Origin of the sequence: Hydrotalea sandarakina (genome assembly GCF_003254115.1) — a bacterium.
In the GTDB taxonomy this organism is placed as follows: domain Bacteria; phylum Bacteroidota; class Bacteroidia; order Chitinophagales; family Chitinophagaceae; genus Hydrotalea; species Hydrotalea sandarakina.
The window spans coordinates 254,574-279,035 of sequence record NZ_QKZV01000005.1 but is presented as its reverse complement, the minus strand read 5'-3'; the positions used below and the strand labels follow the sequence as shown (position 1 = coordinate 279,035).

The window sequence follows — 24,462 nt, the reverse complement described above, 5'->3', positions numbered from 1 at the left end:
TGAATGAAATTTTAATTGTAGTGTTATGACTATGTTTTTAACGATAGCAGTAATTGTGTTGTTTTTCTTGGTAATTTTTCAAATTGCCAAAGCCAGCGAATATGTTGGTGTATTAAAAGGTGAAAAGGAAACTAGGAAACAAGCCAATAAGATAAACGGCTTTTTCATGATAGCCTTTTTAGTGTTAGGCCTTATAGGTTTATACTGGTGTAATGAGTTATTGTTCAAAAAAACATTACTTGTTCATCCTTCAGCCAGTGTTCAGGGTGAAAAGGTAGATTCAATTTTATGGATTACCCTCATTATAACAGGTGCTGTATTTTTGGCAACACAAATATTGTTATTCTGGTTCTCTTTCCGCTATCAGGAAAAAGAAAACAATAAATCTTATTTCTTTCCGCACAATAGTAAATTAGAATTTATTTGGACAGCAGTACCTGCCATCGTTTTAACTATTCTTATCATTATTGGATTGCGCGATTGGTTTTATTTTACAGGTGATGCTCCCAAAAATGCAATGCAGGTTGAAATTACCGGTAAACAATTTGGCTGGATATTCAGATATCCCGGCGCTGATGGAATTTTAGGAAAGAAATACTACAAAGAAATTGATCCGGCAACCAATTCATTAGGGTTGGTTTGGAAAAATGATACCACTTATAATTTAAAAGATGATCCTGCTACACATGATGATATAGTAATGGAGCAAACACTTTATTTGGTAAAAGATAAACCCGTTAAATTCATCATTGGATCAAGAGATGTTATTCACGATGTTGGCTTACCTCAGTTTCGCCTAAAAATGGATGCTGTTCCCGGTATTCCTACTACCATGTGGTTAACACCTAAATTTACTACCGAAGAAATGCGTAAAATAACCAATAATCCCAATTTTGATTATGAAATTGCCTGTGACCAATTATGCGGTAATGGCCACTATTCAATGAAAGGGATTATAAAAGTAGTTACACAAGAAGAATTTGATATTTGGATGGCTAAACAAAAGCCTGCTTATTATGTAGCGTTCCCCGATAAAGACCCGGATAATAAAAAAGCTACAGACAGCACGGCTAAACAACCAACAATGGCAGCCACAAAATTGTTAAATAATACGGTAGCTAAAAATTAACTATTTTAAAAACCGAACTGTTTGATTTGTTGTTAAAGAAGAACTTTTAAAATTATAACGTTATGAGTAACGAAATTGCATTGGGGGCAGGTGCCGGACTAACGACTGAATTGGCACATGAACATCATGAACACCATGAACACCATCAGTCATTTTTAACCAAATATGTATTTAGTACCGACCATAAAATGATTTCAAAGCAATTCCTGATAACCGGTATTGTTTGGGCATTTATTGGTGGTTTGATGAGCGTGTTGTTCCGTTTACAATTGGGATATCCCGATGCTCATTTTTATTGGTTGCAAGATGTGTTAGGTAAATTTTGGGTGGATGATGGTCGTATTACCCCCCAAGCATATTACGCATTGGTTACCATTCACGGTACAGTAATGATCTTCTTCGTACTTACTGCCGGATTAAGCGGAACCTTCGCCAATTTCTTAATTCCTTTGCAAATTGGTGCCCGTGACATGGCTTCACCTTTTATGAACATGCTTTCCTACTGGTTTTTTGCTGCCGGTGGTTTGGTTATGCTTTCTTCTTTATTTGTTCAAACCGGTCCATTCAGCGGTGGTTGGGTTGCTTATGCACCTTTAAGCGCCGTTCGCGATGCTTCACCTGGTTCAAAAACCGGAATGGATTTATGGTTAATTGCCATGATTTTATTTGTGGTTTCTTCTTTAATGGGTGGTTTGAACTATGTTGCAACTGTATTAAACATGCGTACTAAAGGAATGAGTATGACACGTCTTCCTTTAAGTATTTGGGCTTTATTCTTTACAGCCGTTATCGGTATTCTTTCTTTCCCTGTATTATTCTCAGGCTTCATCTTATTAATATTTGATAGAAATTTCGGTACCAGTTTCTACTTGTCCGATATTTATATAAATGGTGTAGGTGCCTTACCAAATGAAGGCGGTACAGCTATTCTATACCAACACTTATTCTGGTTCTTAGGTCACCCTGAGGTATATATAGTATTATTGCCTGCCATGGGTATGGCTTCAGAAATCATGTCGGTAAATTCAAGAAAACCAATTTTTGGTTACATGGCTATGATTGGTTCTTTATTTGCCATTTGTATTCTTTCTTTCATGGTATGGGCACACCATATGTTCGTATCCGGAATGAATCCATTTGTAGGTTCTGTTTTCGTATTACTTACATTATTAATCGCTGTTCCATCTTCCATTAAAGTATTTAACTGGCTAACAACTTTGTGGCGCGGTAATATTCGCTTTACACCGGGTATGTTATTTACCATTGGTTTTGTAAGCTTATTTATTTCAGGTGGTTTAACCGGTATTTGGGTTGGTAATTCAGCCATTGATATTCATCTACATGATACCTATTTTGTAATTGCTCACTTCCACTTGGTAATGGGTGTGGCCTCAATGTTTGGTATGTTTGCCGGTATTTATCACTGGTTCCCGAAAATGTATGGCCGTTATATGAATAATACATTGGCTTACATTCACTTCTGGATTACATTAATTGGTGCATACTTAATTTTCTGGCCCATGCACTATGAAGGTTTAGCAGGTATGCCCCGTCGTTATTACGATTATAGCAGCTGGGAAAGCTTTAAACAATTTGCTGAATTAAATCGCTTTATCAGTACAGTTGTAATTATCACTTTTGCCACTCAAATACTGTTTATTTTCAACTTCTTCTATTCAATTTTTAAAGGAAGAGTAGTGAAAGATAAAAATCCTTGGGGTGCAACAACTTTGGAATGGACTACACCTATTAGACCCGGACATGGTAACTGGGATGGCGAAATTCCTGAAGTACATCGTTGGGCTTATGATTATAATAAAGACGGTAGAGAGTTTATTCCTCAAACTGAGCCAATTGGCGCAGATGAAACCGAGCATCATTAATGAATAAACCAACGTGAAGTATATATCTCAGCTTCACTTTAAATAGGTGCAATGCCCTGAGATATCAGGGCATTGATTTTTACTAAAATGAACATGACAAAAACCATAGATACATCTTCCTCTGTTTCTTTTGCCATTGTAGCGAAAGTGAAGGATTATTTTCAGTTAATGAAATTTACCCTAAGCTTTACGGTGGTTTTTTCATGTGTTATTTGTTATTTAATGGCACCTAAAGTAGTAGAGTATAATTGGTTAATGATTATTCTTTTTTTTATAGCCGGCTTATTAATAACCGGTAGTGCCAATGCCATAAATCAAGCAGTTGAAAAAGATACTGATGCCGTTATGAAACGCACCGCAAAACGTCCGGTAGCAAGCGGGCGTATGCGTGCAGAAGAAGCGCTGTATTTCGCCGCAATTACTGGCGTAATTGGGGTTATAATGATGTGGTATTTTTTCAATTTATCATCGGCGTTGCTCTCTGCATTTAGTTTGTTTTTGTATGCTTTTATATATACACCGTTAAAAAAAATAAATTCAATTGCAGTATTAATTGGTGGCATTCCCGGAGCATTACCTTGTTTAATTGGTTGGGTGGCAGGTCAAGATTCATTTTCAGCAGGCGGATGGGTGCTTTTTGCCATTCAGTTTTTATGGCAGTTTCCCCATTTTTGGGCAATTGCTTGGGTGGCACATAATGACTATTCAAAAGCAGGATTTAAATTGCTACCGAATGAAACAGGCCCTACGAAATTTACCGCCTTACAAACAATTATGTATAGTGCTTTAATGATACCGGTAGGTTTATTACCGGCTTATTTAAATATGAGCGGTCAGGTAAGTATGTGGATTTTGTTGGCATGTAATATTTTCATGGTAATTCAATCCATTCGTTTATATAAAGAAATGACAGTTAAAGCTGCACGCAGGGTTATGTTTAGCAGCTACATTTATTTGCCGATTGTATTATTTGCTTTATTAGCCAATAAAATACCCGGTGCTTAATAATTCAATGATTTTTTAAAATAGAATTGTGATGATGGCAGTAACAGAAACAACGAACAAAAGCAAGAAAATTCATCCGCATAAATTTTTATTGTGGATTAGTATTGGAAGCATTTGTATGATGTTTGCGGGTCTTACCAGTGCTTATATCGTAAAGCGAAATCAAGCTAACTGGGAAGAAATTCCTTTGTCACCCATCTTTCTTTATTCAACTATTGTTATTCTTTTCAGCAGCCTTACAATGTATTTATCTTACAAAGCATTTAAAAGTAGGGAAATGCAACAGTATAAAAGGCTGATAACAGTTACTGCGGCTTTGGGTGTGCTTTTTGCCGTATTGCAGTATTTGGGTTTTAGAGCAATGGCTAATCATGGTATTTTGTTATTAGGACCCGGAAGTAATGCCGCTGCATCATTTTTGGTGGTTATAATTGGTTTACACGTAGTGCATGTATTGGGGGGTGTAATTGCGCTTTTGGTTACTTTTTTCAGAGCATTTCGTACACGTGTAAAATCATACAGCACATTACCTATAGAACTAGTAAGTACTTATTGGCATTTTGTAGATATACTTTGGATTTATTTGTATTTATTTCTATATTTTACCCGATAAGTAGTTTAAAAATTATGCACTTATGCACTTTTTTTAAACATTAGCTAATAAATTTGCGAACGTAATTAATGAACCAACATGTCAACAACAACAGCAACTGCAACAGCAACAACTAAATGGTGGAGCGGCGGAAGAAGCCCCTTCAATGTAGAGTACGGTAAAATAATGATGTGGTATTTCTTAATGAGTGATGCTTTTACTTTTGGCGCATTGCTTATATCATATGGTACCACCCGCTTTGCTACGCAAGGCTGGCCCGATCCTAACCATGTATTTAACTCATTTCCCGGTTTAGGCAGTGGGTATCCGTTATTATTTGTAAGTTTAATGACTTTCATTTTGATTTTGAGCTCTGTAACAATGGTGTTAGCTGTTCAGGCCGGTCAAAATATGAATAAACGGGCAGTAGTATCAAACTTAATTTTTACCATCATTGGTGGTTTAGCTTTCTTAGGTTGTCAAGCTTGGGAATGGACACACTTGCATCATGAAGGAGCATGGTGGGGCCGTAATCCATTCTTAAATGCTGATGGCACACAATCTACCACCAACTTCACTAACTTCTTTTTTACCATTACCGGCTTTCATGGCTTCCACGTTTTTAGTGGTGTAGTAATAAACATTATTATGCTAATTATGACTTTAAATAATACCTTTGAAAAACGTGGTCATTATTTAATGATTGAAAAAGCAGGATTATACTGGCACTTTGTAGACTTGGTTTGGGTATTTGTATTTACTTGTTTTTACTTGGTTTAATGTATAATGCCCAGCTTTTTAAATTAATATCAATCACCAACTAAAATATTTTGTATGCAAGATTTAAGAGTTTTAGACGATGCACATGCAGCCGCAGCACGTAAAGAAGTATATAGAGTTACCATAATATTAAGTATATTAACCATTGTTGAATTGGCTTTAGGTTATTCCATGGTTAATATGTCTGAGCAAAGTTTTTCCAGACATTTAATAAAAGGTATCATTTTAATATTAATGTTAGCTAAAGCATTTTACATTGTGGCTTATTTCATGCACTTAAAGCATGAATTAAGAAACATGATTATGACTATTGTATTGCCTTTAGGCTTATTTATATGGTTTATCATTGCGTTTTTAGCCGATGGTAATTCTTTCCGTGAATTGCGTAATAAATATGCACCCTATGATCAGGAGAGCAATATACCTGTAAAACAAAATCAGCACAACGAACAAGAAAAAGGCACTATTGAATTGAAAAAAGCAGTAGAATAGTAGAGTAATAGCACATTGTATTTTTTCTTATACTTTTAACAAGTGTTTTAGCAACCATTGTAATATTACAATGGTTGTTTTATTTTACAGTAGTACATTTGCAGCATGAATAAAAAAGCCATATTGGCGCTATTAATTGCTATTTTAATTCCCGTAATTAGTTATGTATTGTTAAAGTCATTTAGCGATAAAGCCACTATTATGCCGCGTAAATTGCTGCTGGATAGTGTAAGTACGCGCATTGTTAAAGGGAAGGAAGTAACAGACAGTTTTTGGCATCGTACAGCAAATATTACTTTGGTAAATCAACTGGGCGATACGGTAAGTTTGTATGATAGACCCGGGAAAATTATTGTAATGGATTTCTTTTTTACGCGTTGCCCTAATCCCTGTCCTACATTAACGCGTAATATGCGCAAGTTGCAACAATCATTTTCTAATTATGAGCAAGGAAGAAGAGTAGTAGATTCTTCAATTGTACAATTCATATCATTTTCAGTTGATCCTGAAAGAGATAGCGTAGCAGCTTTAAAAGCATATGCCAATGCATATGGTGTTAATCCCGACAATTGGTGGATGCTTACCGGCCCCAAAAAAACTATTTACGATTTTGCTTTTAATGAATTAAAGATTGCATTAATTGATGGCCACAATGTAGATACAGCATTTTTACATACCCCCTCATTTATATTATTAGATAGAAATTATGTAGTTCGAGGTTTGTACGATGGAAGGGATTCCGTTGAACTGAGTAAACTTGCCCGCGATGTGGGATTATTGATGTTGGAAAAAGACAAAGGTGAAAAAAGCGAGGTATTTGCTTCTATTGTTGCTTTAAAGTGGTTATGGGTAATTATCGTTTTACTGATTATTGGCTTCATCTTCATTTTAACACGTAAGCCCGGTGAAATACCCAAACAAAATAATTAATTGGTTGTTGTTTTAATTTAAAATCCCTGTTTATTTTTTATGTTAACTGCAGTTATAAAGAAAAATGATACACAAGCTAAATGGCTTATTGGTATTTTTTCGTTTGTTGTTTTTACTGTGATCATCATATTAAGCAATTTCAAACTGAATTTAAATCTTGGGTTTAATGTACACATATTTGCCACCTTTAATGCCATAATTAATACCATCATAGCAATACTGTTGGTAGTTGCATTAATTGCGGTAAAAAGTAAAAAATATACTTTACACAAAAATTTAATGCTTTTAGCTTTAGTGCTTTCTATTTTGTTTTTGGTGAGTTATATTGCACATCATTTATTGGCCGGCGAAACTAAGTTTGGAGGAACAGGCGCAATTAAGGTAATTTATTTAATCATTTTATTTACGCACATATTTTTAGCAGCTATAATTCTGCCTTTTATTTTGTTTACGGCTTACAGGGCTTTAACGGCTGAATTTCCTTTGCATAAAAAAATTGCTCGGTACACTTGGCCATTGTGGATGTATGTTGCAGTGACCGGCCCAATTGTTTACCTGTTTATAAGTCCTTACTATCAATAGTTGTTTGCAGGTTACTCAATTGCCAATTCTTTTGATGGGTCCCAAAAAACAGTGGTGAAATTTACAATGCAATCATTATGAACCACTACTCCTTCTTTTTCCAGTAATTCTTGCATTTGTTGGGGTGTATCAAAATGGGCTTTTCCACTCAGTTGCCCATTTCTGTTCACCACACGATGAGCAGGCACGTGTGGTAAATGATGTGCGTTATTTAAAGCCCACCCTACCATTCTGGCACTCATTTTCGTTCCCAAAAATTTAGCAATAGCACCATAACTGGTAACCCTGCCAAAGGGAATTAAGGCTACTACCGCATACACTTGTTCAAAAAACGAAGCATCTTTTTTACCGCTGGGTAATATTTTTTTAATGGGAGCCATCACTAATTAGGAAGCTTTGAGAGAATTACTGGAGGATTCATTATTAGATGCTTCTAATAAATGCGACCGCTTGGGTTCAGGAACATTTTCATAGGCGTATGGGCAATGCCGACAACCATATCCACAGCAATAACCTTTATCTAAATGGAATTTTTCGGTTAATACCATAAAGCCTTGTTCGTCGTAATAAAAATCAACTCCTTCAATCAGTGCCATGTATTTCAATTAATTTTTTTAATTCAACATCTTTTTCAATTGGCAATGTTTGGTTTAGTTTAAACGCCAAAAAATGAATACGGTTACTTTGTGCAATATCTAATTGTTCATAATGGGTTTTTATAGTATGCTCGGGTAATAAATTCGTAGCGGCATATAAATTATCATAATCTTGTAACAATTCTAAACCAAATAGGTTGATGACAGTTTTTGTGAATTGGTATAGGTTAGGGCTATCTGTTTTTAAATATACCACTCCATTAGGTTGCAAAATTTGTTGATATAATCGTAAAAAACGAGGGTGGGTTAAACGTTTTTTGGCTTTGGACAAGCGCAATTGTGGGTCGGGAAAAGTAATCCAAATGGCATCAACGCTGTTAGGAAAAAAATATTGTTGAATTTGTTCAATAGGGGTTCTTAAAAAAGCAACATTGTGCAAGTCTTCATTCAATGCGGTAAGGGCACCTCGCCAAATTCGATTACCTTTAATATCAACGCCAATATAATTGTTCTCTGGGTAAAGCCTTGCCAGCCCCACGGTGTATTCACCTTTACCACAAGCTAATTCCAAAACCAACGGGTGCTGATTATTGAAGTGTTTGGTCCATCGTTGAGCCATATTTTCAGGCATTTCAAACACATTGGGAAAGGTTTTAATTTCCTGAAATCGTTGTAATTTTTTGTGTGCCATGATAAACGACAAAAATAGCTTGCTATATTGAAATTGTATTAAACTACATTAAAAAATATAAGTCTTATTGCCATTGCTCAGTAGAAAGCAGACTTTTACTGCTTTAATTTAATTGCTCAGTATGCATGCTAATTTTAGTGAACCCATAAAACCGGCTTTTTTATTTTCTGATCATTCATCGGTTCAAAGTAATATTTTGGTTAAGCCTTTTGTTATATGGTTAACAGGATTAAGTGGTTCAGGAAAAACAACCGTAGCAAATGAGTGCAGCAGATTACTTAAACTTCATCAAATACCAGTAGTAGTGTTAGATGGTGATGTGGTGCGAAAAGGATTATGTAATGATTTAGGTTATTCACAAAGCGACAGAGACGAGAATATAAGACGTATAGCAGAAGTGGCCAAAATACTACTGCAGGCCGGTATTGTGGTAATTGTAGCTTCTATTACTCCAATAGAAAAAGAAAGACAATTGGCAGCTCAAATTGTAGGAAAAGAAGCCTTTATTGAAGTGTATGTACATGCAACCATTGAAACTTGTATGCAGCGCGATCCCAAAGGCTTGTACAAAAAAGCATTGGCTGGAGAAATAAAAAACTTTACAGGTATTGATGCACCCTATGAAATTCCGAAACAGCCCCATGCGCAAATTAATACGGAACAAGTTTCGGTGAATGAAGCCGGAATGCTGCTAATACAATTTTTAGAAAAAAATAAATGGATAAAGAATGGCTTTATTGCATAAAAAAGTGGCGGTTCGTTGGGTATTGGTTTTAATATGGCTCGGTGTTTTAATTACTGTGGTTTTTGGTGCTTTTGTAAGGCACCAGCTAATGGGTGGCAAAAAATTAGGTGTGGTAGGGGTATGGGCAGTAAAAGTAGCGTCATATCCCAAACAAGTAAAAGATGCTTTCGAGGATATATTGGGTTTCAATCAACAAATTCTTCCAAACAAAAATACCGCCATAAAAGGCTTGGTATATTTTACCAATCAAAAAGATACTGCAGCATTATTAACCACTGTATATAATCCCCAATATAGTCAAACAGCTGTTCAGCTCATTAATTTAAATAATGGAAGTATTATACATGAATGGATCCCCCCTTTAAAAACCATTCGTTCGGCTACGCACAATCAAAATCCATTTTTTCAGTCAAGTGTATTAAATGCTGTACGAGCACGAGCACTGCATCCTTTGTTGTTATCTGATGGCAGTATTATTGCTAAATTTAATGAAGGTCCTTTGTTTAGATTAGACAGTAATAATCACTTAATGTGGATGATTGATGGTGTGTTTCATCATTCAACAGAAATAGATGCTGATGGAAATATTTGGACACCTACTGTATTGGACACCTCTTTTATACCGGAATCATTAGCCAATAAAAACAGAAATGATGCTATTGCATGTATTTCGCCACAGGGAAAAGTATTATTGAAAGAATCGGTTGCACAGATATTAATGGATAATGGTTATAAAGCTTTGTTGTTGGGAACATCGGAAATTGAAGAAGATCCTTTGCACTTAAATGAAATTAAACCGGCATTGTATAGCAGCAAATATTGGCAAAAAGGAGATTTGCTGATTAGCCTTCGCCATAAAAGTACCGTGTTTTTATACCGGCCATCTACACACAAAATTATTTGGTTAAAAACCGGCCCTTGGTTAAATCAGCATTGTCCCGATTTTGTTGACAGTACCCACATAAGTGTATTTGGCAACAATATTATTAGAACATTTGCTTTAGGCGGCGATAAGCTATTTAAAAAAAACAATGAAGTGTATTTGTACAACTTTGCTAATGATAGTATTACAAAACCTTTTTCAAAAGTATTCAGCGAAAAAAGTATTGGAACATTAACGGAAGGAAGAGCAAAAATTTTACCTAACGGTACTGCCTTTGTGGAAGAAACCAATTTTGGCAGAGCATTTCGTGTAAGCCCTACTAATGTTCTTTGGGAATTCAAATATCCGATTGATGACACACATATCAGCATGTTATCGTGGGGGCGTTATCTGTTTAAAAAAGGCGAAGGAAAATATAACTATTGTGAAAACTAAATTCTTGGTATATGCTTAACTACATTGGGCCGGGTATGGACGGCGGAGCACTATCGGTAATAATAGGAATTTTAATATCCTTTTTTATGGCATTGTTTGCTATTGTTTGGTATCCTATTAAACGCCTGATTAAGAAATTTAAAGGAAAATCTAATACCGATAACACAACCCATACAACCACTAAATGAACGATTTTGTATTATTCCTATGGTTTATTGGGCTGTATGCCGCTGCTGAACAATTTCCTTTTGCTCGTTACTTAAAATCCTCTATACGTTGTTATTCAAAACTTTTTACGGTTTTTGCAAGGTTTGCTAAATGTTCAGACAATTATAAGCAACAATTTATTTTAGGATATGCTATTCGTTTATTTAAAAATAGCCTTATCCTGCTTTTGTTATTGACAATATTAATAGGTGCCTTTTTGCTTATATTAATGGCTATCAATCAAATTTTTCCCTCTATTCATTGGTTTGCATATCTCATTAGTTTTCGAGCATTTCTAGTTTCAATTATTGCATTTATTGTTTATTATCTAGCTAAAAAAATGTATGTACGACTTCAACTATTCGCTTAGTAGCAAAATATTACATCAAATAGCATTGGGCAATAAAAGCGTAATGGAATTAAGTTTTGATTGGGAAACTGCATTTCAAAAAAATAAATTCGCAAATTCTGAAAATGCTGTTATTGTAACAGGCCTTGCACGTAGTGGCACTACCATACTAATGCGTGCACTATATGAAACGGAAAGTTTTACCTGCTTAACCTACAACGATATGCCATTTGTGTTAATGCCGGGCGTATGGAGTAAAATGAAAGTTCAAAAAAACAAAACTGTTGAAGAAAAAGAGAGAGCGCATGCTGATGGAATTATGGTTAGTATTAACAGTCCTGAGGCTTTTGAAGAAATTTTTTGGAAATGTTTTTGTGGGAATGATTATATCCGGAAAAGTTTTTTAGTGCCACATGAACCCAATAATGAAGTGCTTCAAAAATTTCAGTTGTTCATAAAACATGTATTATTAAATTCCAATACTACCAATAATGCTAAACGTTATTTATCGAAAAATAATAATCAATTATTGCGATTGCCGGCGCTAATGGCAAATATGCCACAAGCAACATTTGTTATACCTTTTCGGTTGCCGGTTGCACATGCCTTTTCTTTATTAAAGCAGCATAAACATTTTACCCAAATGCAAAAGCAAAATGGGTTTGTGTTAAAATACATGAATTGGTTGGGGCATTATGAATTTGGAATGGGTCATAAACCATTTATTTGGAATGATCATCAATACAATATTTTGCAACAGTTTTCTATAGAAGATATTAACTATTGGCTGGTTTGTTGGAAAAACTATTATGAAAGAGTTTTAAGCTTAGTAGGAAATAATGCAGTGCCCATTTGTTATGAAGATTTATCTATCCATAATGCCGAGCAATTTCAACACTTATTAAAGCGAATAGAAATACCTATAAAACAATCAACACTTATATTTAAAAATGCTAATTTTCCTGTTAAAGAAAAAATTGATGATAGTTTATTAAAAGCATGTATGTTTGTCTATGAAGCACTGCGGGACAAAGCCATGCAGGCATGTAAATAAATGTAACGATTGCATTGCGGCACAAAAAAGCCTTCAAAGTAAAAACTCCGAAGGCCCAAATGCACATGAGAATTAGAGAGAGCTGTAGGGGTAGGAGTCGAACCTACACGAGGAAGTTAGCTATAACACAAAGTCCGGTGGTCAACCCCGGTCTTTCTTGCGAAAGGCTCTATGTTACGTTTATCCTTTTGTCCTCACCCCCGAGACGAGAGGGCATGTCTGCCAAAAGTTTCATCACCCCACAGTATAAAGAACTATATTTTTGTTATTGACAGCACAATATTAAACAGATTTGCCCATTATTTAAAAATAAATCAACAATATTTTTAAAAATTTAGAAAATGTTCATTATTTTTATTGTTTAATTAAATTTATTTAAAAATCAACTGCAATATGAGCCTTAAATTAAATCTTGACAAACTCGATTTACAAATTATACAGGCAATGATGGAAGATGCTGAAATTTCCTATGCCGATTTAGGGAAAAAGTTATTTGTTTCCGGTGGTACCATCCATGTTCGCATTAAGAAACTGGAAGAGCAAAATATTGTGAAAGGAAGAAAGTTAGCCGTTGATTTAAAAGCTTTAGGTTATGATGTGATTGCCTTTATAGGCATATACTTAGAAAAAAGCTCGCTTTATGATGCTGTTGCCAAAGAATTGCGATCTATTCCTGAAATTGTACGACTGAACTACACCACCGGTAATTATAGTATGTTCGCAGAAATTGTTACGAAAGACATTCAACAACTGCGCTTTGTTTTACATGATAAATTGCAAAATATAAAGGGTATTGAACGCACTGAAACCTTTATTTCGTTGGAAGAAAGTTTTAGCCGTAATGTAGTGGTTGACCAATAGTGATTCAATACAATAACTGTTTAAACAATATCTATGCCCGATTCTTTTAATTTAGCCGATGTTTTCCGAATGATTGGCTTGCATAAATTTAAAATTATTACGGTTGTTGTTTTATCACTCATTATTGCAAGTATCACCTTGCTATTGGTGCCTAAATATTATAAAGCTACTGCCATTGTATTGCCTTCTAATCCTGAATTGGCTGATAAAGAACGAGCCGCATATAATAATTTACAACGCCTATATTCTTACTTTGGTAACAATGATGATTTAGATTTATTGTATGGAATGGCTAAGTTAGACACGCTGTATTTTCGTTTAACTGATAGTTTTAATTTGGCTAATTACTATGCGCTAAATGAAATGAATGCCAGTGTAAACCGTTTTAAGGCTAAACAATTATTGAAAAAAAATATTGAATTTAAAAAGAACGAAAATAATCAGCTTGAAATAAGTGTATGGGATAAAAGCAATATACAAGCCACTGCTATTGCCAATGCGGCTGTATTGTTTTTAAAACAAAGTGAAGAAAGTTTGTGGTTGAATAATTATGAAAAAACCTATAATGCAATCAAAAATCAAATAGCAAATTTGCAGCAACAACTTAGCTTGTTATCTAAGCAAACAAACACTAATGCTACTGCTCAACAAATTACCGAGCAGACTTATCTGCAACAATTGGCACAATATCAAAAAAATTTAAGCGATTTGCAGTTGGCTATTCAAAATGTTGCCCCGGGATTGTATGTTGTACAATATGCTACGCCAGCTGTTAAGCCCGATAAACCCAAACCCATATTGGTATTAATTGCCGTAGCTTGTATTAGCTTTGTTATTGCAACTAGCGGAGTATTGCTTTATTATCGTAACAAAGGGGAGTAATGCGATTACTGAATTTATATGTAAAAAATCAGTTTATTGTAATTATACTAACGTGGTTTGCCGCTTTGGTTGTGGGTATTGTATTACAACAACCCATTATTTGGATTGTCCCGCTTTTATTATTGCTTATTCGGCCATTAATGAATATAGTTGTGTTTCACACACAATATTTGTTTTGGTTATTAATTTGTTTATTGCCTTTGTCAACCGAATGGGGTGTTACCTCATCTTTATCACTCGATTTTCCGGACGAAGCAATCATGATGATTATAACAGGATTGTTTTTTTTTAAGTGGTTATTCCATCCAACCGTTATTCCAAATCATGTATACAAACATCCTTTGCTTTTGATTTTAGCCATACATATAGCATGGATTGCCATAGCTTGTATCTATTCTCAAAATATTTTATTATCAGTTAAGTTTTTATTGGCTAAAAGCTGGTTTATTATTCCTTTTGTGTTGTTGCCTAATATTTTAGTGCATACTCAACAACAACTAAAAAAGCTTGTATTGTGCTTATTAATACCCATGCTGTTTGTGGTTATACAAGCCATTATTAGGCATGCTGGGTATGGATTTAGTTTTGAGGGAATTAAAAAAATGCTTTCCCCTTTTTTTCGAAATCATGTTGATTATTCGGCAATGTTGGTTTGCATAATGCCTATGGCAATAGCCATGTGGTTTTTAACACCCAAAACCAATCAATTAAAAAAATGGTTATTCGTTTCATTAATAGTTATGATAATTGGTTTAATTCTATCATATTCACGTGGAGCTTGGTTGGCTGCTTTAATAGGTTTGGGTATGGCATTTATCATTTATAAAAAATTACTTTGGCCATCATTAATTGCTTTGGGAATATTACTAACGGTAACGGCTTTGAGTTTAGTGATGCAAAATAAATATTTACAATTTGAGCCCGATTATCAACATACCATTTTTCATACCAACTTTGAAGCACATTTAAAAGCTACGATTGCTATGAAAGATGTTTCGAATGCAGAGCGTATTTACCGCTGGGTAGCCGGAACAAATATGGTTATTGAAAAACCCATTACCGGTTTTGGCCCTAACAATTTTTACAATTTTTATAAAGGGTATGCTAATAGTGGTTTTAAAACTTGGGTAAGCGGTAATCCGGAACACTCATCTGTACACAATTATTTCCTATTAACTGCCTTAGAGCAAGGGGTGCCCGGTTTATTAATTTTTTTGTGTTTATACATTGCCATGTTGGGATATTCCCAATATTTATACATTCATCTGCAAAGCAAATTTTGGGCAATTACCGCATTAACAACAGGCGTAATTATTGCCATGGTGGGTACTTTAAATTTTTTGAGCGACTTAATTGAAACAGATAAAATTGGCAGCATATTTTGGTTGTGCTTAGGAATGTTAATATTACTATCCAAACAATTAAAGCAAGAACAACAATCAATTGCCGATTCTAACACTACCGGGTACATTCAAAATATCGCTTAGCCCATTGCCTAATAAATTAAAGCCTACTACCAATAGCATAATGGCAATACCGGGGGCTAAAGCCAATGCGGGTTGATGGGTAATAATGAAATTGTAGTTTTCTTTCATCATCAATCCCCAACTGGGTTGCGGGGGTTGAATGCCTATGCCTAAAAAACTTAATCCCGCTTCAATTACAATAGCTCCTGCAAAGTTATTTGCTGCAATAACCATTACCGGTGCTGCAATATTGGGTAAAACATGTTTCAATAATATGCGACTATTACTGTATCCTAAAACTTTGGCAGCAGTAATATAATCCAGTTGTTTCACTGCCATGGTTTGCCCACGTACCATACGCGCCACATTTACCCACATGGTTAAGCCCACTGCAATAAATACTTGCCAAAAACCTTTACCTAATACCAATGTAACGGCAAAAACCAATAATATGGTGGGAATACTCCAAATTACATTAATCAGCCACATAATAGCAGCATCGGTTTTTCCACCAAAATAGCCGGCCATTAAGCCCAATAAAATGCCTATGGTTAATGAAATTACTACGGCTATTAATCCAACAGCCAAACTAATACGGGTGCCAATAAGTAAACGGCTTAAAATATCTCTGCCAAAAGTATCGGTACCTAAATAAAAAGTAGCTTTTGTTATAAATTGTTGGGGAAGTTGATTTAACGGAAATTGTATGGGTTGTTCTACACCATCGCCAACATATTTTTGGGCATATAGTTGGCCATTTCGAGTTGTGTATGCAGTAATGGGAATGTAATTAAATCTATCGGTCTTCCCATTTAAAAAAAACTTCAAGCCGTTTATAAATCCGCTCGTTTTTTCATTTGTTTTATGTAAAGGCAATTTTAAAAGTTGAATGCTAAATCCGGGAGGTTTACTGCCAATTTCAGGTATCATACGATTGGCATTGGTACTATTGTCTGGCGCAAGAACATAGGCAAAAATGGCAATCAATAAAGCTATGGTAATGATAGTAACACCAATACTCATGCTTTTGTGTTGCAACATTAATTGACCGAAATTTTTTATGCGTTTACCTATTGATGCGGCCATTTTGGGGTTTACTTGCTAATTTCAAAATTAATTGAAGCAATATAGTTAAACATTTTTTTCGGCAATTGGTCTTATTGTTTGTAAAAGTTGATTTGCCGGTATTGTTCACTTAAATATTGACCAATATGTTCCATGCAATAAAAAATTTTTTGTTTTTGCCATTAGTGCTGTTATCCTTAGTAGTTTTAATTCTTTATGCCGGATTTCCGGAAAAAAAGAAGCGCTTGTTGGCAAGGAAATAAGATTTATACAACCCTTCTGCCCTTCCATTCATAATGCCCAAATTTTCCCAGCCATCCTGCTATAACGGTATAGGTAATGTGTAGTGGTTGTAACCATGGAAACCATTTTAAATGCTGACTTCCAAAAAAGCGGCTAACAGGCCTCATAAAACTGAGTTCGGCAATCGTTTTTATAAAAACACAAACAATCCAGCAAACCAATAATGGCCAACTTAAAAATACCAGTGCCAAAATGGGTAACACAAGCAGCATAAAATTATAAATGTACACCAGTACTAAAACCCAAAAAATTGATTTATCATCATACTTGTCTGCCTTGCTGGCCCAACGAATACGTTGATTGAAAAATTCCTTCCAGCTGAATACAGGTTGCGTCAATACAATAGCGTTAGGATGAAATAAATAAGCAATGCTGTTGGGAAAATGCTGTTTAATCTTATTCATTAACAACATATCATCGCCGCTGGCAATATGGTTAATACCTTTAAATCCATTTACAGTATAAAAAGCCGATTTTAAATAGGCTAAGTTAGCACCATTGCACATGCTGTGAATGCCTGCTGATACCGATGCCGCTGTAATACCTTGTAAGCTTAAAAAATCTAAATACTGAAATATTCCAAGCAAGGTTGGATAATAAATAAAACTAACCGGTGCAACAACCAAAACCGGTTTTTTCTCTTCAATGCATTGTGCTAAACTGTGCAACCAATTAGCATTGGCAATACAATCGGCATCGGTAGTAACAATCCATGTTCCATTGGCTTTTTCAATGGCTTTTTCAATGGCCCATTTTTTATATGAGTTATTTTCCGTGGGTATTTCATTGGCTAAAGGCATTAAACGAATATTGCTGTATTGTTGTTGCCATTGTTGTACTATTGCTGAAGTTTCGTCGGTTGAAAAATCATCAATTACAATTACTTCAAATAAATGTTGCGGGTAGTTTTGTTGTGCAATACTTTGTAAACAGCTACCAATATTTGCTGCTTCATTTCGGGCAGGAATAATAATACTAAATGGTGTGGTGGGAATGAATGATGGATTGTAATTAAATAGGCGTAATTGTAAAAACCATTTTCTGTACAATAAAATTAGCGTTGCATACAATAAAGTTAGGATAGCTGAAATGATAATAAGTATGTAGCTAATCATGATGCTGTAAAGAAACAATTTTATTTACAAATAGCTTGTGCTATATATGCTGCATTTTTTTCTTTAAGTAATTGATGACCACTATCCAATTCTTCAATTGTAACCCAATTCTCAACACCTTTTTTAAATAGCCGGCCATACTTTGCCGTAATTACCCTATCATATTTTCCAAAAATCAAATGTACTGGTATCTTATATTTTTGTATGTTTTGTTTTAGTATGGCGTGATTCGGCATAAATTTTCTCAAAGTAGTCCAGCGCACATATAACTGTTCCCTTGCATGTGGATCATCTAAGTAATAATGGGCAAAATTATACACGCTTTTATTAAAGAGTTTTAGTTTGCAAGAAATATCCATAGCCACAAATAAAGGTTTGGGATGCTTCATTACCCACTTGAAGGTTCTATTACCCAGGCGTGTTTGCGTTGAAAGAAAATGCCATTTGTTATGATGTAATCCATCAGGCGCCAATAAAACTGCTTTTTCAAAATATTGTGGATAATATTGTAACAGTTGCAAAGCCATTCTGCCACCCATGCTGTAACCTACTATAATGTAGGGTATAGTTGTGTTTTTAGTAATGCCTCGAATTATTTGCCACAAATCTTCCAATGAAAAATGCAATCCTTCCTGCCAAATAGTTCCGCCGTGAAATGGAAGATCAATGGCAATGAGCGAATAGTTGGTCGGTAATAAATTTTCCAAAAAGGCAAAGCTATTGCCATCCTCACCATAACCATGCAGTGCAATAATGTACTGAGCCCCGGTTCCGGCAGTGTAATATTGAATAACCGAGTTTTGAAAACTAATTTTTTCTGGAATCACGGCCACTATTATTTAAATACCAACAAAAATTTCGCAAATATTAATTGGTAATTTGGTAAAGATACACCAATTTTGAAAATAGTTGCATAACTAACTATATGCCAAACAACCAATTTAAACGCGGCGAATTATACAGTGTTATTAATGGAATGGCATCAATAGCAGTAGCCAGACGTTTACAAAAAAACTTCCGGCAGGCTGGATTGGATATTACCATTGAGCAATGGAGTATTTTATATCATTTATGGAAAGAAGATTGTTTAAGTCAGCAGGAATTATGCAATCGCACGTTTAGAGATAAGCCCAGTATTACCCGATTAGTAGATAACTTAGAAAAGCAAGGATTAGTTAACCGTCACCCATCGCCAACCGACAGACGAATTAATTTGGTGTGTTTAACACCGGCTGCACAAAGCTTGCAAGAATTAACCTTGCAATTAGCTAATGCAACTATGGAAGAAGCTTTAACAGGCATTAATAAAGAAGAAGTGGAAATTGTTAAGAAAGTATTGCAGCAGGTATATGATAATTTAAAATAATGAACTATACCGAAAATACAATTGCTCAACCATAAAATTGTACAATATGTCAACAGCAAATAGCACTACAACAGCCATTAATGGGGGTGAATGGCTTATTAAGGAAAGCTTGCCCGAACAAACTTTTATTCCCGAAGAATTTAATGAGGAACAGCAAATGGTGATGGATATGTGCCATCAATTTATTGCGTCGGAAATTGAACCCATTATTGATAGAATTGATCAGTTAGAACCCGGTTTAATGCCTTCATTATTGCAGAAAGCCGGCGAACAGGGGCTACTTTCCACCTCATTTCCCGAATCATTAGGGGGTTTGGGTAAAGATTTTATTACCTCTACAATTGTGAATGAGGGTTTAGGCGGAGGCTTTTCATTTTCAGTAGCTATTGCCGCTCATACAGGCATTGGCTCGTTACCTATTCTGTATTTTGGAACCCCTGAACAAAAACAAAAATATATTCCCAAGTTGGCTTCCGGTGAATGGAAAGGTTCATATGGATTAACCGAGCCCAATAGTGGTAGTGATGCATTAAGTGCTAAAACAACTGCCACTTTAAGTGCCGACGGAAAATACTATTTGCTGAATGGCCAAAAATGCTGGATTACCAATGGTGGTTTTGCCGATGTTTACACGGTTTTTGCAAAAATTGATGGTGACAAGTTTACCGCATTTATTGTTGAAAGAGGCTTTGAAGGATTTACGCAGGGGCCCGAGGAGCATAAAATGGGTATTAAGGGTTCTTCAACTGTTCAGCTTTATTTTCAAGATTGTAAAGTACCGGTTGAAAATGTATTAGGTGAAATTGGTCGTGGACATATCATTGCTTTCAATATTTTAAATATTGGTCGTTTAAAATTAGATGCGGCTGCATTGGGTGCCAGTAAAAAGGCAGCCAACATTTCAGTACAATATGCCAATACCCGCGAACAATTTAAAGTGCCCATTGCTACCTTCGGTGCCATACAACATAAATTAGCTGAAATGTGCATTCGTATTTGGGTGGCTGAATCGGCTTTGTACAGAACTGCAAAATGGATTGATTTAAAAGAAGCCGAATTAATGGAAAATGGTGCCGGTTTTGATAAATCATTATTAGGTGCGGCCGAAGAATTTGCCATAGAATGCGCCATGTTAAAAGTGTTTGGCAGTGAATTATTGGACTTTGTGGTAGATGAAGGTGTTCAAATTCATGGCGGTAATGGTTTTAGTGATGAATACATTATTAGTAAAGCCTACCGCGATTCACGTATCAATCGCATTTACGAAGGCACCAATGAAATTAACCGATTATTGACGGTTGATATGATGTTGAAACGTGCCATGAAAGGGAAACTAGATTTAATGTCACCGGCAATGGCCGTTGCGAAAGAACTAATGAGTATTCCTGATTTTGGCAATCAACCGGAAGGGTTATTTGCAAAAGAACTACAATATGTTGCCAACTTTAAAAAAGCCATTTTATTAGTAGCAGGTGCTGCTGTTCAAAAATTAATGATGCAGTTGGAAAAAGAACAAGAGCTATTAATGAATATTGCTGATATGGCCATTGAAGTGTTCCATGTAGAAAGTGCTTTGCTTCGTTTAATTAAACTGGCACAACAAAAGGGCGAAGAGGCAGTTGCTGTTCAGGCAGCTATGGTGCGTACTTATTTATACGATGCTGCTGATAGAATTAATAAAGCCGGTAAAGATGCTTTAAACAGTTTTGCAGATGGTGATGAATTACGTATGATGCATATTGGCTTAAAGCGCTTTACTAAAGTTGACCCTTACAATACTAAAGCAGCGCGCAGAACCATTGCTAAAGTAATGATTGAAGCGAATCGTTATCCTTTTTAGTATACCATAAGATTGAGTATAAGAGAAAATCAACTGTAAGTTTGAACCAATAAAAAACCCGGCAATTTAATATTGTCGGGTTTTTTTATATCATGAATTGATTAATTTCTGGTAATTCCGCAACTATCTAACTCAGCATTTGAAATAGTTGGAAAATGTGTTTGATGATTTTTCATTTTTTGAATCACGAGCCGGGCAATAGTTGCTGCCTGCTCTTCCGAAACAAAACCTTGTTTACCTGAAGCCCCGGGTATAATGGGTTGATGAAATCGTAATTCATTGTTTACGTAAATATCGTAACCCCAATGCAAGCTATCAGAGTAAAAGGTTTTATAAGTTACTTCCGGAATTTTAGCTGCACCTTTTGGCTTATCTTTCAGCCAACCGGTTATTACATAAAAAACAACTGCTATTCCAAATAATATATAAACCCAATACTTTTTAATCATTTGGATTATAAGGTTGATAAGGGAACCATTCATTCAAGTCATCATAGTAAGCAGAGCCGCTGGCACCGGTCGTAACAAAAGCTCGTCCGGCAACTGAAAATCCAACAGCGCCTGAACGACCTGCTCTTTCAAAATTGGTTTTTTGGAACCATAAGTCGTTTTTAAAATCGTATCCCCAAGTACTGATGTTGTAGCTACCATTTTGTCCGGTAGTAATGTAAGCTGAGTCACCTAATACAAATCCAACACCATGGTCGCGTATAATATTAGTATATAAGTCATCGTAGGTATCTGTACTTACATTGGTAATGGGGCGTAATTGATTCCAGGGACTGGTAGTGTTTGATGGATCGAAAACTGTAAAGTCGTTTACTTCACCATTATTAGTACCTGTAACTATATAGGCCTTGTTTTGATAAACAAATACAATACCCCCTTGGCGTTTACTACCTGTAAATTGTGTAGGCGTTAAACTCCATGTATCTGAATTGGGATCATATTGCCAAGAATCTTTTTTGTTAGAACCGCCATCATAGCCACACAATAAATAACCTAAATTACCAATTGAAAAAGCCAAAGCATCAATGCGAGGTGTGCCGGCAAAGCTTGCTTTTTGAACCCAAGTATTGGTAATGGTATTGTATTGCCACATATCGTTAAGGAAATTATTGTAATTATCCTGCCCGGTAGTAATATATCCATTTGTACCAATGGCGAATGCAACTGCATTACTGCGCGGAGTAAAATTGGCAGGGGCATTGGCTAACTGTGTCCAACTACCGTTAGAGCCTTTGGTAGGATCGTAAGAGTATAAATCGGAATACCGAATATTTTTAGCTAAATTATAACCCGTGCCAATATAAGCAACATTGCCAACTGTGAAGGCACAGGCGGCGGTGCGCTGATCGCCCACAAAATCGTTAGGTGAAAGCACCCAGTTTCCACTGCTTTGAGTAGGGTCTAGTACAGTTCTGGCGCAAGAAATTAGCAGCAATACCAAGCTGGCGGGTAAAAAAAAGTAATACTGAATTCGCTTCATTGACATTTAGTTTTTTGAAATTAGGTTGCTTTTCTTTAAAAAAAGCTATACGGTTTTCTATTAAGGTTTCAAAGATAAGAGAATAATAGTGGTATGGTCAAACTTTTGAGTGAGCTTTTTTTTAGTGAAAATGATTGATTTAACAAGTTTTTTTGTTTTGACTGGTGCTATGTTTTGTAACCTTGCGTTGTATTTGTTTTTTGAATATGTGGGTGAAGTGCATATTTGCAAATGTTGTAGCTGTATATTTGTAAATTATGCTACTTTGAAACCGAAATTTCAAATATGTAAAACCCAAATAAATCTTTAAAACTACAAGCTTAAATAGTTAAGACTAATTATAATGCCTAAGAAATTACTTTTTTTATTTTTTATCCTTGCTTCTGTTTTGTTGATGAACGCCTGTAAGCGGGCCGATATTAATTTTAGTAGTCAGTTGTTAGATAATAATATTACACAAATTATAATGACTGACACATTTAGCGTAGAACTTTCTACAGTTTATATCGACTCATTTTCAACCGGCCAAACCGGTGTAACCGTTTTTGGTGGCTATACTGACCCTTACTTTGGCCGATTGGATGCCCAAACTTTTTATGAAATAGCACCACCTACTACAAAAGCTACCGATTATGTAAAATCTATTTACGACTCATTATATATCACCATGAAGTTGAAGAAAACTTTTTATGGTGATACTACACAACCAATTCAAATTCAAGTATCCAGATTGTCAGAGCCTATTGTTCCTCCTTCATTTTACGGTGATCCGGGTTCAATATTATACAGCAAAAATAGTTTTGCGGTATTTCCTACGCCATTGGGTGTAATTAATACGTATATCCGCCCTTCAGTTGATGACTCAATTCATATAAGATTAGATGATGCCTTGGGGCAAGAGTTATTTAATAAAATTCAAACAGCTAGTTTAGATCTACAAAGTACTGCCAATTTTTTAAGTTATTTTTACGGACTTAGAATTGCTTCGAATGGCAGCAGCAATGCAGTTTACACCTGTGCAGACTCTGCAACGGTTTATTTGGCGTATCATAATCCCAGCTTATATAAGGATAGTGCCAGGCTCGCATTCCCCTTAGTAAACCGGAACTTACACTTTATTCATGTTACTGCCGACAGGTCGGCTACCATGTTAAATAATTTGGGTAGTCTCAATCAACCGGGTAAAACCAATGTTATTAACAGTACCCAAACGGGTAATATGGCTTTTTCTCAGCCTATTTCCAATACCATGATTAAAATTCGCTTTCCTAATATTCAGGATATTCAAAAATTACCCTATTACGCCAAATTTTTGAAGGCTCAACTTATAGTCAGACCTGTTGCAGGAACGTATAGTCCGCTTTATTATTTACCGCCTCAACTAAGATTATCCACTACAACTATTTTAAATCAGTTAGGTCAAGATATTACTTCGGTAGCTACGCCCGGTACCGCTGCGGGTGTTCAATATGGCAATTTGGTTACCGATTATTTTAATGGTAAAAGTTATTATTCGTACGATTTAACCAATTATGTAAAAACCATTTTGGCCGATCCTGAATATCCTTTTTATCAATCCGGTTTATTATTAACGCCACCTAATCCTGCTTTTCAATCTCAATTTGCTCGATTGGTTGCCGGTAATAGGTTTTATCCTAATATAAATTGTCAAATTGAGTTAGATTTATATTATGCATCCGTAAAATCGTACTAATTCTTACCC

27 protein-coding genes are annotated in these 24,462 nt (G+C 35.4%); 19 read left to right on the top strand and 8 right to left on the bottom strand.

What is annotated here, in order from left to right:
* Positions 1-25: 25 nt before the first annotated feature.
* The 8 genes from LX80_RS09545 (at position 26) to LX80_RS09510 (ending at position 7,393) form a co-directional block, all read left to right on the top strand.
* Positions 26-1,129: a cytochrome c oxidase subunit II gene (locus tag LX80_RS09545; protein ID WP_111295638.1), complete on the top strand. Its 1,104-nt coding sequence runs from the start codon at positions 26-28 to the stop codon at positions 1,127-1,129.
* Positions 1,130-1,191: 62 nt separating this feature from the next.
* Positions 1,192-3,012 carry a cytochrome c oxidase subunit I gene (locus tag LX80_RS09540; RefSeq protein WP_111295636.1) on the top strand — a complete coding sequence of 607 codons (1,821 nt, stop codon included), beginning with the start codon at positions 1,192-1,194 and terminating at the stop codon, positions 3,010-3,012.
* A 93-nt stretch (positions 3,013-3,105) separates the two neighbouring features.
* On the top strand, positions 3,106-4,017 hold the full coding sequence (gene cyoE, locus LX80_RS09535) for a heme o synthase (RefSeq protein WP_111295634.1): 912 nt from the start codon (positions 3,106-3,108) through the stop codon (positions 4,015-4,017).
* A gap of 31 nt (positions 4,018-4,048) precedes the next feature.
* Positions 4,049-4,630 carry a cytochrome c oxidase subunit 3 gene (locus tag LX80_RS09530; protein ID WP_245898032.1) on the top strand — a complete coding sequence of 194 codons (582 nt, stop codon included), beginning with the start codon at positions 4,049-4,051 and terminating at the stop codon, positions 4,628-4,630.
* Between the two features lie 78 nt (positions 4,631-4,708).
* Entirely contained in the window at positions 4,709-5,389 is a 681-nt protein-coding gene (locus LX80_RS09525; RefSeq protein ID WP_111295632.1) for a cytochrome c oxidase subunit 3, read from the top strand.
* A gap of 54 nt (positions 5,390-5,443) precedes the next feature.
* Positions 5,444-5,881 (top strand): cytochrome C oxidase subunit IV family protein, encoded by a 438-nt coding sequence (locus LX80_RS09520; protein WP_111295630.1) that lies wholly within the window; start codon positions 5,444-5,446, stop codon positions 5,879-5,881.
* Positions 5,882-5,986: 105 nt separating this feature from the next.
* On the top strand, positions 5,987-6,811 hold the full coding sequence (locus LX80_RS09515) for an SCO family protein (protein ID WP_111295628.1): 825 nt from the start codon (positions 5,987-5,989) through the stop codon (positions 6,809-6,811).
* 39 nt (positions 6,812-6,850) lie between these two features.
* The gene (locus tag LX80_RS09510; protein ID WP_111295626.1) at positions 6,851-7,393 is read left to right on the top strand and encodes a DUF420 domain-containing protein; all 543 of its coding nucleotides are present in this window, start codon (positions 6,851-6,853) and stop codon (positions 7,391-7,393) included.
* 11 nt (positions 7,394-7,404) lie between these two features.
* Here LX80_RS09510 and LX80_RS09505 read toward each other — a convergent pair whose 3' ends face one another.
* The 3 genes from LX80_RS09505 to trmB are packed head-to-tail and all read right to left on the bottom strand — an operon-like array spanning position 7,405 to position 8,680.
* Complete coding sequence (locus tag LX80_RS09505; protein WP_111295624.1) at positions 7,405-7,773, bottom strand: MGMT family protein; 369 nt, start codon at positions 7,771-7,773, stop codon at positions 7,405-7,407.
* 6 nt (positions 7,774-7,779) lie between these two features.
* A complete protein-coding gene (locus LX80_RS09500; RefSeq protein WP_111295622.1) occupies positions 7,780-7,989 on the bottom strand; it encodes a DUF5522 domain-containing protein in 210 nt (69 codons plus the stop codon).
* Complete coding sequence (gene trmB, locus LX80_RS09495; RefSeq protein WP_111295620.1) at positions 7,976-8,680, bottom strand: tRNA (guanosine(46)-N7)-methyltransferase TrmB; 705 nt, start codon at positions 8,678-8,680, stop codon at positions 7,976-7,978. The genes LX80_RS09500 and trmB overlap by 14 nt, the downstream gene beginning before the upstream one ends.
* Before the next feature lie 121 nt (positions 8,681-8,801).
* On the opposite strand from trmB, the gene cysC reads away from it, so the two are divergent.
* From cysC to LX80_RS09460, 8 genes are all read left to right on the top strand, one after another.
* On the top strand, positions 8,802-9,425 hold the full coding sequence (gene cysC, locus LX80_RS09490; RefSeq protein WP_211307740.1) for an adenylyl-sulfate kinase: 624 nt from the start codon (positions 8,802-8,804) through the stop codon (positions 9,423-9,425).
* Entirely contained in the window at positions 9,409-10,743 is a 1,335-nt protein-coding gene (locus tag LX80_RS09485; protein ID WP_111295618.1) for an arylsulfotransferase family protein, read from the top strand. The genes cysC and LX80_RS09485 overlap by 17 nt, the downstream gene beginning before the upstream one ends.
* Positions 10,744-10,754: 11 nt before the next feature.
* Complete coding sequence (locus tag LX80_RS14490) at positions 10,755-10,931, top strand: hypothetical protein (RefSeq protein ID WP_170120430.1); 177 nt, start codon at positions 10,755-10,757, stop codon at positions 10,929-10,931.
* Positions 10,928-11,320 carry a hypothetical protein gene (locus LX80_RS14485; RefSeq protein WP_111295616.1) on the top strand — a complete coding sequence of 131 codons (393 nt, stop codon included), beginning with the start codon at positions 10,928-10,930 and terminating at the stop codon, positions 11,318-11,320. Before LX80_RS14490 ends, LX80_RS14485 begins: the two co-directional genes overlap by 4 nt.
* Positions 11,295-12,353: a sulfotransferase gene (locus tag LX80_RS09475; RefSeq protein ID WP_111295614.1), complete on the top strand. Its 1,059-nt coding sequence runs from the start codon at positions 11,295-11,297 to the stop codon at positions 12,351-12,353. Before LX80_RS14485 ends, LX80_RS09475 begins: the two co-directional genes overlap by 26 nt.
* Before the next feature lie 393 nt (positions 12,354-12,746).
* A complete protein-coding gene (locus LX80_RS09470; protein WP_111295612.1) occupies positions 12,747-13,214 on the top strand; it encodes an Lrp/AsnC ligand binding domain-containing protein in 468 nt (155 codons plus the stop codon).
* Positions 13,215-13,247: 33 nt separating this feature from the next.
* Positions 13,248-14,096, top strand: a complete 849-nt coding sequence (locus LX80_RS09465) for a Wzz/FepE/Etk N-terminal domain-containing protein (RefSeq protein ID WP_111295610.1) — start codon at positions 13,248-13,250, stop codon at positions 14,094-14,096.
* Positions 14,096-15,583, top strand: a complete 1,488-nt coding sequence (locus tag LX80_RS09460; RefSeq protein ID WP_111295608.1) for an O-antigen ligase family protein — start codon at positions 14,096-14,098, stop codon at positions 15,581-15,583. The genes LX80_RS09465 and LX80_RS09460 overlap by 1 nt, the downstream gene beginning before the upstream one ends.
* Here the strand turns inward: LX80_RS09460 and LX80_RS09455 are convergent.
* The 3 genes from LX80_RS09455 to LX80_RS09445 form a co-directional block, all read right to left on the bottom strand.
* The gene (locus tag LX80_RS09455; protein WP_211307739.1) at positions 15,536-16,648 is read right to left on the bottom strand and encodes an ABC transporter permease; all 1,113 of its coding nucleotides are present in this window, start codon (positions 16,646-16,648) and stop codon (positions 15,536-15,538) included. The genes LX80_RS09460 and LX80_RS09455 overlap by 48 nt on opposite strands.
* A gap of 245 nt (positions 16,649-16,893) precedes the next feature.
* Positions 16,894-18,045, bottom strand: coding sequence for a glycosyltransferase family 2 protein (locus LX80_RS09450; RefSeq protein ID WP_111295606.1), 1,152 nt, complete (start codon positions 18,043-18,045; stop codon positions 16,894-16,896).
* A 20-nt stretch (positions 18,046-18,065) separates the two neighbouring features.
* Positions 18,066-18,872, bottom strand: a complete 807-nt coding sequence (locus LX80_RS09445; RefSeq protein WP_170120429.1) for an alpha/beta fold hydrolase — start codon at positions 18,870-18,872, stop codon at positions 18,066-18,068.
* A gap of 98 nt (positions 18,873-18,970) precedes the next feature.
* Between LX80_RS09445 and LX80_RS09440 the strand changes: the two genes are divergently transcribed.
* Together LX80_RS09440 and LX80_RS09435 are read left to right on the top strand one after the other, a co-directional pair.
* Positions 18,971-19,411: a MarR family winged helix-turn-helix transcriptional regulator gene (locus tag LX80_RS09440; RefSeq protein ID WP_111295602.1), complete on the top strand. Its 441-nt coding sequence runs from the start codon at positions 18,971-18,973 to the stop codon at positions 19,409-19,411.
* Positions 19,412-19,457: 46 nt separating this feature from the next.
* Positions 19,458-21,251 (top strand): acyl-CoA dehydrogenase family protein, encoded by a 1,794-nt coding sequence (locus LX80_RS09435; protein ID WP_111295600.1) that lies wholly within the window; start codon positions 19,458-19,460, stop codon positions 21,249-21,251.
* Between the two features lie 101 nt (positions 21,252-21,352).
* On the opposite strand, the gene LX80_RS09430 is transcribed toward LX80_RS09435, so the two are convergent.
* Both LX80_RS09430 and LX80_RS09425 read right to left on the bottom strand, forming a co-directional pair.
* On the bottom strand, positions 21,353-21,700 hold the full coding sequence (locus LX80_RS09430) for a DUF4907 domain-containing protein (protein ID WP_111295598.1): 348 nt from the start codon (positions 21,698-21,700) through the stop codon (positions 21,353-21,355).
* Positions 21,693-22,739 (bottom strand): Kelch repeat-containing protein, encoded by a 1,047-nt coding sequence (locus LX80_RS09425; protein WP_170120428.1) that lies wholly within the window; start codon positions 22,737-22,739, stop codon positions 21,693-21,695. Before LX80_RS09425 ends, LX80_RS09430 begins: the two co-directional genes overlap by 8 nt.
* A 343-nt stretch (positions 22,740-23,082) precedes the next feature.
* On the opposite strand from LX80_RS09425, the gene LX80_RS09420 reads away from it, so the two are divergent.
* Positions 23,083-24,453 (top strand): DUF4270 family protein, encoded by a 1,371-nt coding sequence (locus LX80_RS09420; protein WP_111295594.1) that lies wholly within the window; start codon positions 23,083-23,085, stop codon positions 24,451-24,453.
* Positions 24,454-24,462 lie beyond the last annotated feature (9 nt).

Excerpts from the sequence above, each read along its gene's own strand:
- LX80_RS09545 (WP_111295638.1), top strand. The coding sequence starts at position 26 with ATGACTATGTTTTTAACGATAGCAGTAATTGTGTTGTTTTTCTTGGTA.
- LX80_RS09540 (WP_111295636.1), top strand. The coding sequence starts at position 1,192 with ATGAGTAACGAAATTGCATTGGGGGCAGGTGCCGGACTAACGACTGAA.
- cyoE (WP_111295634.1), top strand. The coding sequence starts at position 3,106 with ATGACAAAAACCATAGATACATCTTCCTCTGTTTCTTTTGCCATTGTA.
- LX80_RS09530 (WP_245898032.1), top strand. The coding sequence starts at position 4,049 with ATGATGGCAGTAACAGAAACAACGAACAAAAGCAAGAAAATTCATCCG.
- LX80_RS09525 (WP_111295632.1), top strand. The coding sequence starts at position 4,709 with ATGTCAACAACAACAGCAACTGCAACAGCAACAACTAAATGGTGGAGC.
- LX80_RS09520 (WP_111295630.1), top strand. The coding sequence starts at position 5,444 with ATGCAAGATTTAAGAGTTTTAGACGATGCACATGCAGCCGCAGCACGT.
- LX80_RS09515 (WP_111295628.1), top strand. The coding sequence starts at position 5,987 with ATGAATAAAAAAGCCATATTGGCGCTATTAATTGCTATTTTAATTCCC.
- LX80_RS09510 (WP_111295626.1), top strand. The coding sequence starts at position 6,851 with ATGTTAACTGCAGTTATAAAGAAAAATGATACACAAGCTAAATGGCTT.
- LX80_RS09505 (WP_111295624.1), bottom strand. The coding sequence starts at position 7,773 with ATGGCTCCCATTAAAAAAATATTACCCAGCGGTAAAAAAGATGCTTCG.
- LX80_RS09500 (WP_111295622.1), bottom strand. The coding sequence starts at position 7,989 with ATGGCACTGATTGAAGGAGTTGATTTTTATTACGACGAACAAGGCTTT.
- trmB (WP_111295620.1), bottom strand. The coding sequence starts at position 8,680 with ATGGCACACAAAAAATTACAACGATTTCAGGAAATTAAAACCTTTCCC.
- cysC (WP_211307740.1), top strand. The coding sequence starts at position 8,802 with ATGCATGCTAATTTTAGTGAACCCATAAAACCGGCTTTTTTATTTTCT.
- LX80_RS09485 (WP_111295618.1), top strand. The coding sequence starts at position 9,409 with ATGGCTTTATTGCATAAAAAAGTGGCGGTTCGTTGGGTATTGGTTTTA.
- LX80_RS14490 (WP_170120430.1), top strand. The coding sequence starts at position 10,755 with ATGCTTAACTACATTGGGCCGGGTATGGACGGCGGAGCACTATCGGTA.
- LX80_RS14485 (WP_111295616.1), top strand. The coding sequence starts at position 10,928 with ATGAACGATTTTGTATTATTCCTATGGTTTATTGGGCTGTATGCCGCT.
- LX80_RS09475 (WP_111295614.1), top strand. The coding sequence starts at position 11,295 with ATGTACGACTTCAACTATTCGCTTAGTAGCAAAATATTACATCAAATA.
- LX80_RS09470 (WP_111295612.1), top strand. The coding sequence starts at position 12,747 with ATGAGCCTTAAATTAAATCTTGACAAACTCGATTTACAAATTATACAG.
- LX80_RS09465 (WP_111295610.1), top strand. The coding sequence starts at position 13,248 with ATGCCCGATTCTTTTAATTTAGCCGATGTTTTCCGAATGATTGGCTTG.
- LX80_RS09460 (WP_111295608.1), top strand. The coding sequence starts at position 14,096 with ATGCGATTACTGAATTTATATGTAAAAAATCAGTTTATTGTAATTATA.
- LX80_RS09455 (WP_211307739.1), bottom strand. The coding sequence starts at position 16,648 with ATGGCCGCATCAATAGGTAAACGCATAAAAAATTTCGGTCAATTAATG.
- LX80_RS09450 (WP_111295606.1), bottom strand. The coding sequence starts at position 18,045 with ATGATTAGCTACATACTTATTATCATTTCAGCTATCCTAACTTTATTG.
- LX80_RS09440 (WP_111295602.1), top strand. The coding sequence starts at position 18,971 with ATGCCAAACAACCAATTTAAACGCGGCGAATTATACAGTGTTATTAAT.
- LX80_RS09435 (WP_111295600.1), top strand. The coding sequence starts at position 19,458 with ATGTCAACAGCAAATAGCACTACAACAGCCATTAATGGGGGTGAATGG.
- LX80_RS09430 (WP_111295598.1), bottom strand. The coding sequence starts at position 21,700 with ATGATTAAAAAGTATTGGGTTTATATATTATTTGGAATAGCAGTTGTT.
- LX80_RS09425 (WP_170120428.1), bottom strand. The coding sequence starts at position 22,739 with ATGAAGCGAATTCAGTATTACTTTTTTTTACCCGCCAGCTTGGTATTG.
- LX80_RS09420 (WP_111295594.1), top strand. The coding sequence starts at position 23,083 with ATGCCTAAGAAATTACTTTTTTTATTTTTTATCCTTGCTTCTGTTTTG.